We start from the raw sequence: 15,428 nt of genomic DNA on the forward strand, positions 1-15,428 counted from the left end.
CCGCATGAGCATGCCACCTAATTTGGGCCCGCGTAACGGAATCCTGTCGCTGACGATCAAAGACAAATCCGTGCTCTATGCCGCTTACATGCCCTTTATCAAGAATGGCGGGCTGTTTATCCCGACCAACAAGAGCTACAAGCTTGGCGATGAAGTATTCATGTTGCTCAACCTGATGGATGAGCCGGAAAAGATCCCCGTCGCCGGTAAGGTGGTGTGGATCACTCCTAAGGGCGCGCAGGGTAACCGTGCAGCGGGTGTCGGTGTGCAGTTCAATGACGGTGACAACACCGCACGGAACAAGATCGAGACCTACCTGGCGGGTGCGCTGAAGTCGGATCGGCCAACCCATACCATGTAACTGCAGGCGCAAGTCCCAGCTCCAAGCCACAAGTAAGCTGCTGTGCTTCGGGCTTTCTGGTGGGTGCGGCGCGTGCTTTGCAGCTTTTCGCTTGAGACTGCCCCCGATGCTTATCGATTCCCACTGTCACCTCGATCGTCTCGATCTGACCGCCCATGACGGCTCCCTCGATGCTGCGCTGGATGCGGCGCGGGCGCGCGGCGTTGGTCATTTTCTCTGCATCGGTGTCAGTGCCGACAATGCCGCGGCGGTCAAAAACCTGGCCGAGCGCTATGCCGATGTCGATTGCTCGGTCGGGGTTCATCCTCTGGATCTCGATCCGGGCGCCGCGCCAGTTCTGGACTGGCTGCTGGCCGAACTGAACCACCCTCGGGTGGTGGCCATCGGTGAAACCGGGCTGGATTACCATTACGAACCGCAAGCGGCAGAGTTGCAGCAGCAGGCCTTCCGCCTGCACCTGCAGGCCGCCCAGGTCACCGGTAAGCCGGTGATCGTGCATACCCGGGAAGCGCGTGCCGATACCCTGGCCTTGCTACGCGAGGCCGCCTTACCGCAGGCCGGGGTGTTGCACTGTTTCACCGAAGATTGGGCGATGGCCAAGGCCGCGCTGGATCTCGGTTTCTATATTTCCCTATCTGGTATCGTCACCTTCCGTAATGCCGAGGCGCTGCGCGAAGTCGCCCGTCAGGTGCCGGCAGATCGCTTGCTGGTGGAAACCGACTCGCCCTACCTGGCGCCAGTGCCGCACCGCGGCAAACCAAATTTGCCGGAATACGTAAGAGACGTGGCCGAGTATCTGGCGTTGTTGCGGGGCGTGAGTTTCGAGCAGTTGGCCGATCAGACCAGCGCCAACTTCAAGCGACTATTCCCATTGGCGCGGGTTGCCTGAGTGTGGTGGGCCGATTGCTAGCAAGCGGAACGCCGTCAGTCTGGTCATCCGCAATCAGTAGGGCGCTACTCGCCGAAGGCAGTACGCCGTGGATAACCGGTGCGGCACACTCCTAATTGGCAGTTGCTGCGCTCTGTACGGAGTGCCGCCAGTTTGATACACGCCGCGATCCGTAGGGACGCAACTCGCCAAAGGTAGTGTGCGGTGGATAATCGGCGCGACAAAAAAAACCCGGGTTCTGGGGGGGAATCCGGGCTAAGACCATTAGGAGTAAATCAAGGCACGCGGTCCACGGTACCTTGCCTGGCGGGACACTTGGGGGGAGATGCCCCACCAGTACTCTTGAGTATTGGCGAAGTTTGCCGAACGTCCAGGCTCATTAGCCTCATTTTTTAAACAGATTTGGAATACCTGGCCGGCTTCTGAGTCCTCATCCTGTCGCCAACTGCTGCAGCAGGCTCAAGGTTTCCTCTATTACCCGTGCCTCGCTGTAAAAATGTGGGGACAGGCGGATGCCGGCGCCACGTTGTGCACAAATCACCTGTTCGGACCTGAGTTGCTGGAAAAGTGACTGATTATCCCAGCCGGCGAGGCTGAAGGTGACAATACCGGCGCGCCGAGTCGGGTCAATCGGGCTATGCAGCGTGGCGCCGGGGAGAGTGGCTAGGCCGTCGAGCAGCCACTGCACGCGCTCCTGCACGGCCTTGCCGACCTCGACCATGCCGACTTCCTCAAGCAGCGACAGGCTGGCTTCCAGTGCCATGGCCCCGAGCATATTCGGGCTGCCACATTCAAAGCGCCTGGCCGAGTGCGCGGGTTGCCAATCCTGGCGCAGGTAGTCACCGTGGTGTTCAAGCATATGCCAGCCGTATTCATGCAATTCAAGCTGGGCGCGCAGGTCGCTGCGACAATAGAACGCGCCCAACCCTTCCGGGCCGAGTAGCCATTTATGCCCATCGGCCATGGCGAAGGCGCACTGGCAAGCCTGGACATCGAAGGGCAGGGCGCCGAGCTGCTGGATCGCGTCGACGCAGAACAACACGCCGCGTTGCTGACAGCCATGGCCGATGCGCTGCAGGTCCAGGCGCAGGCCGCTGGCGTATTGCACAGCGCTGATCGACAACAGCCGGGTGCGCGGGCCGCAGGCGTTGAGCAGCTTGGTTTCCGGGTCGCCGCTATGCAGGTCGACCTTGATTACTTCGACTCCTTGCGGCTTGAGCGCCTCCCAGACCACCCGGTTGGAGGGGAACTCCTCGTTGCTGATCACCACCTGGTCGCCCGCATGCCAGTCCAGGCCGAACGCCACGAAGGACAGCGCCTGCGAGGTACTTTTGACCAGTGCGATATCGTCACTGCAGGGGGCATTGAGCAAGCGGGTCAGGCGTTCACGCAGGCGGCGTTCGACCAGCAGCCAATCTGCGTAGTCGCGGGCGCCAACCTGAGCGTTCTGTTCGGCAAACCGCCTGACCGCCAGCACTGCACGCCGTGGCCAGGGCGCGACTGCGGCGTGGTTCAGGTAACGGAGACCGGGAAGTTGCGGAAACTCGTCATGAATGCCGTACATGGTCGGATGATCCGTGCAATTTTGCGTTAGTTAGGCATAATACTCGGCTTCGATTTTCGACCTCTTAGTCCTTCTTATGCAGAATGAACCCCGTAAGGTCCGTGAGTTTCGCCGCCGCGAACAGGAAATTCTCGACACCGCGCTGAAACTGTTCCTTGAACAGGGTGAAGACAGCGTTACTGTCGAGATGATCGCTGACGCCGTCGGTATCGGCAAAGGCACCATCTACAAACACTTCAAGTCCAAGGCGGAGATCTACCTGCGCTTGATGCTCGACTACGAGCGCGACTTGAACGAGTTGCTGCATTCGGCCGACATCGACCGTGATAAGGAAGCACTGTCACGCGCCTACTTCGAGTTCCGCATGCGTGATCCGCAACGCTACCGCTTGTTCGACCGCCTGGAAGAGAAGGTGGTCAAGAGTAATCAGGTGCCGGAACTGGTTGAGCAGTTGCACAAGATCCGCGCCTCCAACTTTGAACGTCTGACTCAGCTGATCAAGGACCGTATCGCCGAAGGCAAGTTGGAAGACGTGCCGCCGTATTTCCATTATTGCGCGGCTTGGGCGTTAGTGCATGGCGCCGTGGCGCTCTACCACTCGCCGTTCTGGAGCAATGTGCTGGAAGATCAGGAGGGGTTCTTCCAGTTCCTCATGGATATCGGTGTGCGCATGGGCAACAAGCGCAAGCGTGACCCCGAGACTCCGACTAGTTGACGCTATTCGTTCGGTTGATAGCGCATACAGTGCATGTGCCATAGCGGGTTGCGGCGATATACTCCGAGTAATGTTAACCGGAGTCCTCCATGATTGTTGACCGCCAAGGTAGACGCTTTCGCAATCTGCGAGTAAGCCTCACCTCCGCCTGTAATTACGCCTGTACCTACTGCGTACCCGACGGCAAGCGCCTGGTCGCGGCGCAGGACGAGGTGTCCGCCGAGGCCATGGTGCGCGGTGTCGGCTACTTGATCGAAGCCGCGGGTATCGAGCGTTTGCGTATTACCGGTGGCGAGCCCCTGGTCAGTCCGAAGCTGGAGGCGTTTCTGCGCGGCGTCAGCCCGCTGGGGTTGGCCGATATCAGTCTGACCAGCAACGGCCAACTGCTCTCGCGCAAGCTGCCGTTGCTGCTGGAAAACGGCATTCGCCGCCTCAACGTATCCCTGGACACCCTTGATCCCGTTGCTTTCCGGACCATTGCCCGCGGTGGTGATCTGCCCACTGTCTTGGCCGGGTTGGACGAAGCGCATGCCGCCGGCATGCGGATCAAACTCAACATGGTGCCGCTACGCGGGCAGAACCTCGATCAGGTTCTACCGTTGCTGGAGTATTGTCTGGAGCGCGGTTTCGAACTGCGCTTTATCGAGCTGATGCGCATGGGCCATCTGGCGCGCGACGGCAACAGTTTCCTGCGCCAGTTCGTCGGCATGCCCGAGCTGTTGACCATGATCGGCGAGCGCTACGACTATACCCAGGCCGATGCGCCGGTGGATGCCACTGCGTTGCGCTACGAGGTTCCCGGTCAGGGCTTTTTCGGTGTGATTGCCAACGAAACTGTGCCGTTCTGCCGGACATGTTCACGTTTGCGCCTGTCGTCGACCGGCTGGCTGCATGGCTGTCTGTCGTCGAGCAATCGTCACTATGTCGGTGATCTGCTCGATAAACCGCGTCACCAGGCTTTGCCGGCTTTGCAGGGGTTGCTGGTCAAGGCGCTGGGTGACAAGCAGGAGGTGGCCTTTTCCGGGGGCGTGACTGTCATGAAGATTATTGGAGGGTGAGAGCCGCAAGCCGCAAAAAAGGGTGAGTTCTATCGGTTGTACAAGGCATCCTGGCTCGAAGCTTGACGCTAAAAAGTATGACTGATTTCCCGATTGCCTATATCGAACCGGTATTCCGCCCGCCAAGCGAGGCCCACTCGCTGATTCTGCCGGTGACCAACGGCTGCTCCTGGAATAACTGCACCTTCTGCGAGATGTACACCGAGGCGCAGAAGAAATTCCGTGCCCGCGATGAGCGAGAGGTGCTGGACGAAATTCGCCGCGCTGGCGAGCGGCTGATCGTGCAGCGGGTGTTTCTCGCCGATGGCGATGCCCTGGTGCTGCCGACGCGACGTTTGCTGGTCATCCTATCGGCCATTCGTGAGCACATGCCGGATGTCGAGCGGGTCTCGAGCTATTGCCTGCCACGCAATCTGCGCAAGAAGTCGGTCGATGAGCTGAAGGAGCTGGCCGATGCCGGGCTGCGTATGGCCTATGTGGGCTGCGAGTCGGGTGACGACGAGGTGCTGGCGCGGGTCAACAAGGGCGAAACGTTCGAGTCCAGCCTGAGTGCCCTGGACAAGCTTGGCCAGGCAGGGATCACTCGTTCGGTGATGATCCTCAATGGTCTTGGTGGTAGCACCTTGAGCGGGCAGCATGCCGATAACTCGGCGCGCCTGATGAATGCCGCGCAACCGGAGTTCCTCTCGACCCTGGTGGTCAGCTTTCCCCAAGGCGAGGCACGGTTTCGTCAGGCGTTCGCCGATTATCAGGCATTGAGTCAGGAGCAACTGTTCGTCGAGGTCGAGTGCCTGTTGCAAGGGCTTGAGCTGCGCGACACGGTGTTTCGCAGCGATCATGCCTCCAACTACCTGGTACTCAAAGGCATCCTGGGTGCGGATAAGCCGCGTCTGTTGGCGCAGGTGCGCGCCGCCATCGAACAGCCGCAGGGTGCCGGGTTGCGTCAGGAGTGGCAGCGCGGTCTGTGATGGCATGGAACCTGCGTTACTGCCCTATCCGCCGGTATTCCGTCGCCGGCATGGGAGGAGAGTGATGCGCAGTCTGATGTTAATCCTGGCGTTGATGGTCTTGGGCGGCTGCATGAAGGTCAGCGACCTGGCTGATGGAGCCGCCTATCAATTGCGCGATGCCGGTTTTCTCGATCATGGGCAAACCGAGCGCATGGCCTCGCGGCGCCTACAGCAGGACTCTTTCATCTATATCGTCCAGGGGCACTTCGTTCCCCCCGGCGCGGCCTATCCGCGCCCGAATGTGGTGGCGGAAGAGGCGTTCAAGGGCTTCGTCGAGTATTTCCCGCTGGTCCGTCGGGCGCGCAGCCCGGCCGGGCTGGAGGAGGCCATGGGTCAGGCGCGCGCGGCCGGCGCGCATTATCTGCTCTACAGCCGCTTCGCCTATGCCGATGACCGCATCGGTACCGGCGATGAGTGGGCGGATGAGCAGGCGCTGGACCGGCTGGGCACCGACCGTAGCGTCATTCAGTTGATGCTGATCGAGACCAATACCCGTTATCTGGTCGATACCGCGCGAATTCGCAGCCGTGGCGGCTTCCTGACGTTCTATGATGCCAAACCAGAAGATTTGCTCGGTCCGCCGCTGCGCGATTATGCCCGCAGCCTGATTGGGCTGAGCCGCTAAGGAAACTCACATGACCGACCCAGGCAAAAAAGCCGGCGACCTGCTGGCGCAGATCCCCAAGAGCGAGAAGAAGGGCTTGCCGCCCGTGCACCTGTGGAACCCTGACTTTTGCGGCGACATCGACATGCGCATCGCCCGTGACGGTAGCTGGTTCTACATGGGCTCCCCGATTGGTCGCAAGCCGATGGTCAAGTTGTTCTCCACCATCATCCGCCGCGATGGCGACGATTACTTCCTGATTACCCCGGTGGAGAAGGTCGGCATTAAGGTCGACGATGCGCCCTTCGTTGCCGTCAGCCTGCAGGTGGACGGTGAGGGCGAGGCGCAGGTGCTGCGATTCACCACTAACGTCGAGGAGGAGGCCGTCGCCGGCGCCGAGCATCCGCTACGCGTGGTGCTTAGTGAGCGGACCCAGGAGCCGTCGCCCTACGTGCATGTGCGCAGCAACCTGGAGGCATTGATACACCGCAATGTGTTTTATCAGCTGGTCGAGCTGGCAGTACCGCGCGAGATCGACGGTAAGACCTGGCTGGGGGTGTGGAGCAGTGGCGAGTTCTTCCCGATTGGGCCGCAGCCCTAGGGCTCGGCGGCTGGGCGAAATCGCCGGGTGCAGCGTACGCAGCATGTTCATGAGGTCCCGGCGCACTCTGCGGACTAAAGAAAAAGGCTCCCGAGGGAGCCTTTTTTGCGCGTCTTACATATTGGGGTAGTTAGGTCCGCCGGCGCCTTCCGGTGCCACCCAGTTGATGTTCTGGGCGGGGTCCTTGATGTCGCAGGTCTTGCAGTGCACGCAGTTCTGCGCGTTGATCTGGAACTTCTTCTCGCCGTCTTCAAGGGTGACGATTTCGTATACGCCGGCCGGGCAGTAGCGCTGCGCCGGTTCGTCGTACAGCGGCAGGTTCTTGGTCAGCGGAATACTCGGGTCGGCGAGCTTCAGGTGGCAGGGTTGTTCCTCTTCATGGTTGGTATTGGAGAGAAATACCGAGCTGAGTTTGTCGAAACTGAGCTTGCCGTCCGGCTTCGGGTAGTTGATCCGCGTCGACTCGGCAGCCGGTTTAAGGGTGGTGTAATCCGGCTTGGTGTCGTGCAGGGTGAAGGGGATTTTGCCGCCGAACCAGTTCTGGTCGATGTAGTTGAACGCACCGCCACCGAGGACGCCGAACTTGTGGATCGCCGCGCCGAAGTTACGGCTGCTGAACAGTTCGTCATACAGCCAACTGGCTTTGAAGGCGTCGACGTAGCCGGTCAGTTGGTCGCCGCCTTCGCGTCCGGCGAACAGCGCGTCAGCCACCGCATCGGCGGCGAGCATGCCGGACTTCATGGCGGTGTGGCTGCCCTTGATCTTGGCGAAGTTGAGGGTGCCGAGGTCGCAACCGATCAGCGCGCCGCCGTTGAAGACCATCTTCGGCAGCGAGTTGAGGCCGCCTTTACTGATGGCGCGTGCGCCGTAAGCCACGCGCTTGCCGCCTTCCAGGTACTGGGCAATCACCGGGTGGTGCTTGTAGCGCTGGAACTCGTCGAACGGCGACAGATGCGGGTTGCTGTAGGACAGGTCGACAATCAGGCCTACTACGACCTGGTTGTTCTCCAGGTGATAGAGGAAGGAACCACCGGTGTTTTCACTGTCGACCAGCGACAGCGGCCAGCCGGCGGTATGTACCACCAAACCTTGCTCGTGCTTGGCCGGGTCGATGTCCCAGATTTCCTTGATGCCGATGCCGTAATGCTGGGCGTCGGCTTCGCTGTCGAGGTTGTACTTCTTGATCAGCTGCTTGCCGATATGGCCACGGCAGCCTTCGGCGAACAGGGTGTACTTGGCGCGCAATTCCATGCCGGGGGTGTAATAACCCTCTTTCGGATTGCCTTCGCGGTCGACGCCCAGGTCGCCGGTGAGAATGCCGTAGACCGAGCCCTTCTCGTCGATCAGGGCTTCCTGAGCGGCGAAGCCGGGGTAGATTTCTACGCCCAGGTTTTCGGCTTGTTGCGCTAGCCAGCGGCACAGATTGCCCAGGGAAATGATGTAGTTGCCCTGGTTGTGCATGGTCTTAGGCACGAACAGGTCGGGGATTCGGCTGGCTTTTGTCGCGTTATTCAGCAGGTAGATGTCGTCGCGCTTGACCGGGGTGTTCAGCGGTGCGCCGAGTTCCTTCCAGTCGGGGAACAGTTCGTTCAGGGCGCGCGGCTCGAACACCGCCCCGGAGAGAATATGCGCACCGACTTCGGAGCCTTTTTCAACCACGCAGACGCTGATTTCCTTGCCCGCTTCGGCGGCTTTCTGCTTCAGTCGGCAGGCGGCGGACAGGCCGGCTGGGCCGGCGCCGACGATGACGACGTCGAATTCCATAAACTCGCGTTCCACAGGTTATCTCCTACTCAAGGCTCTCAAATTTTATTTGACGATCAGGCTCGTTCCCTGGGCGATGCTGGCGCATTATATCTGCACCCTCCGAACGGGCCAATACAAACGTTTGTTTGAATATTCTGTAGTCCTGTTAGAATCCTACTACATCACGGATGACTGGCCGACTCATTGTATTGACCAGGCTAGGCCGTGCAGTCAAGATACGGGCGGTTTTGCGTTCGCCGTCTGGGCTGAAAGTCGGTTCCGGCCGATTTGCATTACCCGCCATGTTCGCTTCTGGCGACATTCCTATTCACCGGAGAGTAACGAGGAATCCATGAAGGTTCTTGTAGCTGTCAAACGAGTGGTCGACTACAACGTCAAGGTTCGCGTCAAAGCGGACAACAGCGGCGTTGATCTTGCCAACGTCAAGATGTCGATGAATCCCTTCTGCGAAATCGCCGTGGAAGAAGCGGTACGCCTGAAAGAAAAAGGCGTGGCGAGTGAAATTATCGTGGTGTCGATCGGGCCGATTGCTGCTCAAGAGCAGCTGCGTACCGCCCTGGCACTGGGCGCCGATCGCGCCATTCTGGTCGAGTCCAGCGATGAGCTGAATTCCCTGGCCGTTGCCAAACTGCTCAAGGCAGTGGTCGATAAGGAGCAGCCGCAGCTTGTCATTCTAGGCAAGCAGGCGATCGACAGCGACAACAACCAGACCGGCCAGATGCTCGCCGCACTGAGCGGCTACGCCCAAGGCACCTTCGCCTCCAAGGTGGAAGTGGCCGGTGACAAGGTCAACGTGACTCGCGAAGTCGACGGCGGCCTGCAGACCGTGGCGTTGAACCTGCCGGCGATCGTGACTACCGACCTGCGCTTGAACGAGCCGCGCTACGCATCGCTGCCGAACATCATGAAGGCCAAGAAGAAGCCGCTGGAAGTGCTCACCCCTGAAGCCCTGGGCGTTGCCACCACTTCCAGCGTCAAGACCCTGAAAGTCGAAGCGCCTGCTACCCGCAGCGCCGGCATCAAGGTCAAGTCGGTGGCTGAGTTGGTCGAGAAACTGAAGAACGAAGCGAAGGTAATCTAAATGGCTATCTTAGTTGTTGCAGAACACACTAACGCGGCCCTGGCGCCTGCCACCTTGAATACCATTGCCGCAGCGCAAGCTATCGGTGGTGATATCCATGTGCTGGTAGCTGGTAGCGGTTGTGGCGCAGTTGCCGAAGCTGCTGGCAAAATCGCTGGCGTGGCCAAGGTCCTGGTTGCCGACAACGCTGCATTCGCTCATCAGCTACCGGAAAATGTCGCGCCGCTGGTAGCCGAGTTGGGTGCTGGTTACAGCCACATCCTGGCTGCTGCCACCAGCAACGGCAAAAACATCCTGCCGCGGGTTGCCGCTCAGCTGGACGTGGATCAGATCTCGGAAATCATTGCCGTTGAAAGCGCTGACACCTTCAAGCGTCCGATCTATGCCGGTAACGCTATCGCTACCGTGCAGTCCACGGCGGCGGTGAAAGTGATCACCGTGCGTGCTACTGGTTTCGATCCGGTGGCGGCTGAGGGCGGTTCCGCTGCTGTTGAAGCTGTTGCCATTGGCGGCGACGCTGGCAAGTCGGCATTCGTCGGCGAAGAGCTGGCCAAGTCCGATCGTCCGGAACTGACCGCTGCCAAGATCGTCGTATCCGGCGGCCGCGGCATGCAGAACGGTGACAACTTCAAGCACCTCTATGCCTTGGCCGACAAACTTGGCGCAGCCGTTGGTGCTTCTCGCGCCGCGGTCGACGCCGGTTTCGTGCCCAACGACATGCAGGTCGGTCAGACTGGCAAGATCGTTGCCCCTGAGTTGTACATCGCCGTCGGCATCTCCGGTGCGATTCAGCACCTGGCTGGCATGAAAGACTCCAAGGTGATCGTTGCGATCAACAAGGATGAAGAGGCGCCGATCTTCCAGGTAGCCGATTACGGTTTGGTTGCCGACCTGTTCGAGGCCATCCCGGAGTTCGAGAAACTGGTGTAAACCGGCTTCCCCGCTCCATGAGAAACCCGCGTTGAGCGGGTTTTTTATTGTGTGCGATGTATCTTGGCGTGACGTTATTCAAGCTCTGTTACAACGGTGCGCAGAAACGCCCGGTAGTGTTCGGCGGTTTCCTCGGGGCGTTCGATCATGGGGGCGTGCCCACAGTTTTGCATGATCACCACGCTGGGTCGTTGCAGGAGCGGCTGCATGACCTCGATACTGGAAACATCCAGAACCCTGTCCTGCGCACCCCATAGCAGTAGCGTCGGTGCCTGGATCTTCGGCAGTTCGGGTTCAAGCGGAATATAGCGACTGACCAGTTGCGCGAAGATCAGTTCGTTAAGTGCACTATTGGCGATGCTTCTTGCTGCCAGATAGTGCTTGATGCGCTCGGGCATGCTCGGCACTTCGACGAAGATGAACTCCAACAACTGATCGAACTGTTGCTGTGTGTTGACGATCAGCGGATTGGGTGCGCCGCGTTCGAGGCGCTCCATCAGCTCGCTTTTTTGTGGCGAGTCGATACCGGCATTATCGAGCAGGGCTACCGAGAGGATTTGCTCGGGGTAGCGTGCGGCATACAGGGCGCTGATATGGCCGCCCATCGAATTGCCAATCAGATGCAGTTTCTTGATCTTCAAGGCTTGAGTGAATGCAGCGAGGCGTTCGACTTGAGTGCCGACATCGTAGCTGGCGTAAGGCTTGCTACTGTCGCCGAAGCCGGGCAAGTCCAAGGCTATCACCTGGTAGTCCTCGGTGAAGTAGCGAGCAAATTGCAGCCAGTTGTCCTTGCTGGCACCAAAGCCATGGACCATCAGAATGGTTTCGCCGTTGCTCGGGCCGCCTTGGTAGTAATGAATGCTAAGATTGCTGACGGTCAACCGTTTGGCGCTTAGGTCTGCCCGTTGCTGCTCGATCAGCTGCGTCGTGGCCAGTAACGCGGCGGGGCAGAGATAGAGCGTTGTAGCGGCGCCGGCAAGCAGCAGTATCAAGCCGAGTAGCAGTTTTTTCATGGTGCACCCTTATTGCGAATTATTATTAAGCTGGTTGTCAGCTAACATACAGCCGACATTCACCAGTGTTCGCTTGCCCTGAAAGTCCATCAACAGTTCAGTCGAGAAGTCACCATGCTCGAACGTGGGTTATTGAAATCTGTATTGCTTTTGCTTGGCGTGGTCTTGTTGCCAGGGCTGAGTGCTGCTGCCGGCAAGTGTGAGCGCCTGGTCGCCACTGGTAATCCGGAGTATCCGCCTTATTTATGGCGTGACCCGCAGAATCCGCAGCAATTGATTGGTGCCAACGCCGACTTGCTCAAGCATCTGGCCAAAGAGTTGGATCTGGTGATCGATGTGATCTATACCGGGCCTTGGTCTCGCGCCCAAGACGAGGTGCGCACGGGACGGGTCGATTTGCTCGCTGGTGCTTTTCTGACCTTGCCGCGTCTGGAAATCATGGATTATGTACACCCGGCATTTTTCTTCACCCCTAGTGTGATCTGGGTGCGTAAAGGCGCGGAGTTTCCCTATGCCAGTTGGGCCGACCTGCATGGACGCACTGGTGGGACGTTGGTGAATAACAGTTTTGGCCAGCAGTTCGACGCTTATGCCAAGGCCAATTTGACCCTGGAAGGCGTGTCCAGTCTGACTCAGGCATTTCAGAAGTTACTGCTGGGCCGTACCGATTATGTGCTCTACGAGCGGTTTCCCGGTTTGGCTCTGGCCGAGACGCAGGGCATTGAGGATGACCTGCTGGTGCTGGATCCGCCTATTTCCAGCGAGGGCTTGTACCTGACCCTGTCGCATAACTCGGCATGCAACGACCCCTGGCTGCGCGGACAACTGGCGAAAAAGATGACAGAATCGGTCGCTACCGGCCTGCCGGAAGCCTTGCTGCAGCACAATCTATTGCGCTGGAAAGAGCAGCATCTGCAACCCGCAAGCGTCCCGAATCCGTAGGAAGTTTTTTGTGATTAATCGATTTTCATGCGCCGCCATCGTGGTGCTGAGTTTGACCGGTTGCGCCAGCGATCCCGCGCCAAGCGAGCAATTGCGGCTTACCGAGCAAGCCTTGGCACAAGCCAAAGCTGTTGGTGCCGATGAGCAAGTAGCTGAACTGGCAATGGCCGAAGCCAAGTTGTTGCAGGCTCAATCTGCCATGCAACGTGACGCCTTCAAGGACGCGCGGGTACTTGCCGAGCAGGCCGAGCTGGATGCCCGTCTGGCGGAAGCTCGGGTGTTGACGCAGAAAAGTCAGGATCAGCTCAACGAACTTAATAGCCGCATCAATCGCCTGCGCAAGCAGTTGGGGGCGCTGTGATGAATGCTCGGATCCAGTTGCTGGGAGGCGCTCTGTTGGCGTTGCTGCTGAGTGGTTGCGCTGGGTCGCAACAGCAGGGCAGCAATGAGGCACTCGAGACGGCCCGCAGCAGCTTTCAGGCGGTAAAGGAAAACTCCGACGTGCTGCGCAGTGCGCCGAAAGATGTGATCCGTGCAGGCGAATCCCTGGCCCGTGCAGACCGTTTGTCGAGCTATTGGGGGAGTGCGGATGACGTTGGCCATTACGCCTACCTTAGTCAGCGGTACAGCGAAATCGCCGGACAAAATAGTGCCTTGACCCTGAATCAGGATCGGGCGGCCAAGCTCGAGATGGAGCGCCAGCGCCTGCAATTGGCCCTGCGTGAAGCCAAGCTGCTCAGTGTGCAGGAGCAGAGCAACTGGCTGGAAGAGCAGATACTCAGCCTGACAACCGGCGAGACCGAGCGTGGCTTGGTGATGACCCTTGGTGATGTGTTGTTCGATGCAGGACAGGCCGAGCTGAAGGCCTCGGCCAATCGTACAGTCTTGAAACTGGTGCAGTTCCTGCAGCTGAATCCGCGCCGGGTGGTGCGTATCGAGGGCTACAGCGACAGCAGTGGCGATAAGCTGGCAAACCTCGAACTGTCCCGCGCACGGGCGCAAGCCGTCGCCGATGTCCTGGTTGATCTGGGTGTCGAAACCACGCGCATCGAGGTGCAAGGCCATGGGGAGAGCTTCCCGGTGGCGGAGAATGCGTCGGCCAGGGGCCGCGCACTAAACCGTCGAGTCGAGATCGTGTTCTCCGACGAGTTGGGGCGGCTGAGTTCCGCACGCTGATCCAGGCAGTACCCAAAAGCCCTGGCGCGCCGGGGCTTTTTACTGCGCTTGATTTATCGCAGGTCGTAGCCGGGATCGCCGCAGCCTAGAGGGTGCGAGCAATTCCAAAAAGCAGTTGGCTTGTGATTGAATTGTTCCACAGCAGTCGCTGGCGGAGCGACGCTGTTTCGTCCACAATTTATGGAACTGTACCGGTGCACTTTCGGTTGTCCGGGTTACTGTATGGGTTCAATAAAGCGGGAAGACGGCCATGACCAGTCTGTTGCTCTATCAGCGTATCGCCCAGCAATTGGCGGAAGACATCCGCCGCGGTGTCTATCAGCCGGGAGAGCGGGTGCCGTCGGTGCGCAAGATGAGCTCGCAGCTTAGTGTCAGTCATGCCACGGTATTGCAGGCTTACGCCAACCTGGAGGACCAGGGGCTGATCCGCGCGCGCCCGCAGTCCGGTTTCTACGTGCACCAGACCCCGGCCCTGACCGCGCCGACCCCGGATATCGCCCGGGTCGAGCGTCCCAGCCTAGTGACGCGCAGCAGCATCATCAATCAGATCCTCACCGAGTCGCGCCGCGAGGGCGTGTTTCCCCTCGGCGCGGCGGTGCCGCATGTTGACTACCTGCCGGTACGCGCCTTGCACCAGCAGTTGGCCAAGGTCACCCGGTTTCAAAGTCCGCGTGCCTTCAGCTATATGTTCAGCCCCGGTTTCGAGCCGCTGCGTCGCCAGGTGGCGATCCGTATGCGCGATGCCGGCGTGGTGGTCGATCCATCAGAAGTGGTGATTACCCATGGTTGCGTCGATGCGCTGCAGATGTCGCTGCGGGTGCTGACCAAGCCGGGGGATTTGATCGCCACCGAGTCGCCGACCTATTACGGCCTGCTGCAGTTGGCCGATCTGCTGGGCCTGAAGGTCATCGAAATTCCCAGCGATCCAACCACGGGGATCAGCCTGGAGGCGTTGCAACTGGCGGCCAGTCAGTGGCCGATCAAGGCGCTGGTGTTGACCGCACGCTTGAGCAATCCGCTCGGCGGCAGCATCCCCGAGCCGCGGCAGAAGCAGTTGTTGCGTCTGGCCGGGGATTTCGATATCCAGATCGTCGAGGACGACATCTACGGCGAACTGATGTTCGAGCAAGGGCCGATCAAGGCGCTCAAGTCGCATGACCGGGAAGGGCGAGTGGTGTATTGCTCGAGCTTCTCCAAGACCCTGTCGCCGGGGGTGCGCATCGGCTGGATCATCGCCGGTAAATATCAGGATGAGATCCAGCGTCTGCAGACTTTCAGCACCCACTCAGCCTGCAGCGTTACGCAGATGGCGGTGGCCGCCTACCTTGAGAACGGCGGTTACGACCGCCACCTGCGCTATATCCGCCAGGAGTACCGCAAGAACCTCAGTGCCTTCCAGTTAGCGATACAGCAGTATTTTCCAGAAGGTACGCAGATGACACGGCCCAATGGCGGTTTCATCCTCTGGATCAGCCTGCCGGTGCGGGTCAACACCAAGGACTTGCACGTGCGCGCCTTGCAGCAGGGCATCAGCATTGCGCCGGGGCTGATCTTCAGCAATACCGAACAGTTCAACCACTGCGTGCGCCTGAATTGCGGCATCCCCTGGAACCGCGAGGCCGAGCGCGCCTTGATGACCCTGGGCATGCTGGCCAGCCAGTTGTGCCAGGAGGCAACGGCGAGTAGCTGAATGTCCTCGCTGTTAACCCGAATCGGC

Annotated in this window: 16 protein-coding genes; 13 read left to right on the forward strand and 3 right to left on the reverse strand. The window is 59.5% G+C overall.

The features are described from left to right. Positions 1-4: 4 nt before the first annotated feature. Together VCJ09_RS10025 and VCJ09_RS10030 are read left to right on the forward strand one after the other, a co-directional pair. The gene (locus tag VCJ09_RS10025) at positions 5-361 is read left to right on the forward strand and encodes a PilZ domain-containing protein (RefSeq protein ID WP_324734182.1); all 357 of its coding nucleotides are present in this window, start codon (positions 5-7) and stop codon (positions 359-361) included. 106 nt (positions 362-467) lie between these two features. Further along, complete coding sequence (locus VCJ09_RS10030) at positions 468-1,250, forward strand: TatD family hydrolase (protein WP_324734183.1); 783 nt, start codon at positions 468-470, stop codon at positions 1,248-1,250. Positions 1,251-1,680: 430 nt separating this feature from the next. Here the strand turns inward: VCJ09_RS10030 and VCJ09_RS10035 are convergent, their stop codons facing one another. Beyond that, positions 1,681-2,814, reverse strand: a complete 1,134-nt coding sequence (locus tag VCJ09_RS10035; RefSeq protein ID WP_324734184.1) for an aminotransferase class V-fold PLP-dependent enzyme — start codon at positions 2,812-2,814, stop codon at positions 1,681-1,683. 76 nt (positions 2,815-2,890) lie between these two features. Between VCJ09_RS10035 and VCJ09_RS10040 the strand changes: the two genes are divergently transcribed. The 5 genes from VCJ09_RS10040 to VCJ09_RS10060 all read left to right on the forward strand — a co-directional run bounded on the left by VCJ09_RS10040 (position 2,891) and on the right by VCJ09_RS10060 (position 6,802). Then, complete coding sequence (locus VCJ09_RS10040) at positions 2,891-3,529, forward strand: TetR/AcrR family transcriptional regulator (RefSeq protein ID WP_324734185.1); 639 nt, start codon at positions 2,891-2,893, stop codon at positions 3,527-3,529. A gap of 89 nt (positions 3,530-3,618) precedes the next feature. Further along, positions 3,619-4,587: a GTP 3',8-cyclase MoaA gene (locus VCJ09_RS10045; protein ID WP_324734186.1), complete on the forward strand. Its 969-nt coding sequence runs from the start codon at positions 3,619-3,621 to the stop codon at positions 4,585-4,587. A gap of 77 nt (positions 4,588-4,664) precedes the next feature. Next, complete coding sequence (locus tag VCJ09_RS10050) at positions 4,665-5,555, forward strand: radical SAM protein (protein WP_324734187.1); 891 nt, start codon at positions 4,665-4,667, stop codon at positions 5,553-5,555. Positions 5,556-5,619: 64 nt separating this feature from the next. Further along, entirely contained in the window at positions 5,620-6,222 is a 603-nt protein-coding gene (locus VCJ09_RS10055; RefSeq protein ID WP_079201684.1) for a DUF4823 domain-containing protein, read from the forward strand. A gap of 10 nt (positions 6,223-6,232) precedes the next feature. Beyond that, positions 6,233-6,802, forward strand: coding sequence for a DUF1285 domain-containing protein (locus VCJ09_RS10060; RefSeq protein ID WP_324734188.1), 570 nt, complete (start codon positions 6,233-6,235; stop codon positions 6,800-6,802). 114 nt (positions 6,803-6,916) lie between these two features. Here VCJ09_RS10060 and VCJ09_RS10065 read toward each other — a convergent pair whose 3' ends face one another. Continuing rightward, complete coding sequence (locus tag VCJ09_RS10065; protein ID WP_324734189.1) at positions 6,917-8,581, reverse strand: electron transfer flavoprotein-ubiquinone oxidoreductase; 1,665 nt, start codon at positions 8,579-8,581, stop codon at positions 6,917-6,919. A gap of 319 nt (positions 8,582-8,900) precedes the next feature. Between VCJ09_RS10065 and VCJ09_RS10070 the strand changes: the two genes are divergently transcribed. Together VCJ09_RS10070 and VCJ09_RS10075 are read left to right on the forward strand one after the other, a co-directional pair. Next, positions 8,901-9,650 (forward strand): electron transfer flavoprotein subunit beta/FixA family protein, encoded by a 750-nt coding sequence (locus VCJ09_RS10070; protein ID WP_324734190.1) that lies wholly within the window; start codon positions 8,901-8,903, stop codon positions 9,648-9,650. Continuing rightward, a complete protein-coding gene (locus VCJ09_RS10075; RefSeq protein WP_324734191.1) occupies positions 9,651-10,580 on the forward strand; it encodes an electron transfer flavoprotein subunit alpha/FixB family protein in 930 nt (309 codons plus the stop codon). A gap of 74 nt (positions 10,581-10,654) precedes the next feature. Here VCJ09_RS10075 and VCJ09_RS10080 read toward each other — a convergent pair whose 3' ends face one another. Then, positions 10,655-11,593, reverse strand: coding sequence for an alpha/beta fold hydrolase (locus VCJ09_RS10080; protein ID WP_324734192.1), 939 nt, complete (start codon positions 11,591-11,593; stop codon positions 10,655-10,657). 114 nt (positions 11,594-11,707) lie between these two features. On the opposite strand from VCJ09_RS10080, the gene VCJ09_RS10085 reads away from it, so the two are divergent. The 4 genes from VCJ09_RS10085 to VCJ09_RS10100 all read left to right on the forward strand — a co-directional run bounded on the left by VCJ09_RS10085 (position 11,708) and on the right by VCJ09_RS10100 (position 15,401). Continuing rightward, on the forward strand, positions 11,708-12,535 hold the full coding sequence (locus tag VCJ09_RS10085) for a substrate-binding periplasmic protein (RefSeq protein ID WP_324734193.1): 828 nt from the start codon (positions 11,708-11,710) through the stop codon (positions 12,533-12,535). Between the two features lie 10 nt (positions 12,536-12,545). Then, a complete protein-coding gene (locus VCJ09_RS10090; RefSeq protein ID WP_324734194.1) occupies positions 12,546-12,896 on the forward strand; it encodes a DUF4398 domain-containing protein in 351 nt (116 codons plus the stop codon). Beyond that, positions 12,896-13,711, forward strand: a complete 816-nt coding sequence (locus VCJ09_RS10095; RefSeq protein WP_324734195.1) for an OmpA family protein — start codon at positions 12,896-12,898, stop codon at positions 13,709-13,711. The genes VCJ09_RS10090 and VCJ09_RS10095 overlap by 1 nt, the downstream gene beginning before the upstream one ends. Before the next feature lie 250 nt (positions 13,712-13,961). Continuing rightward, positions 13,962-15,401, forward strand: coding sequence for an aminotransferase-like domain-containing protein (locus VCJ09_RS10100; RefSeq protein ID WP_079201693.1), 1,440 nt, complete (start codon positions 13,962-13,964; stop codon positions 15,399-15,401). The last annotated feature ends 27 nt before the right edge of the window (positions 15,402-15,428 follow it).

It is taken from the genome of Pseudomonas paeninsulae (assembly GCF_035621475.1).
Taxonomy (GTDB): domain Bacteria; phylum Pseudomonadota; class Gammaproteobacteria; order Pseudomonadales; family Pseudomonadaceae; genus Aquipseudomonas; species Aquipseudomonas paeninsulae.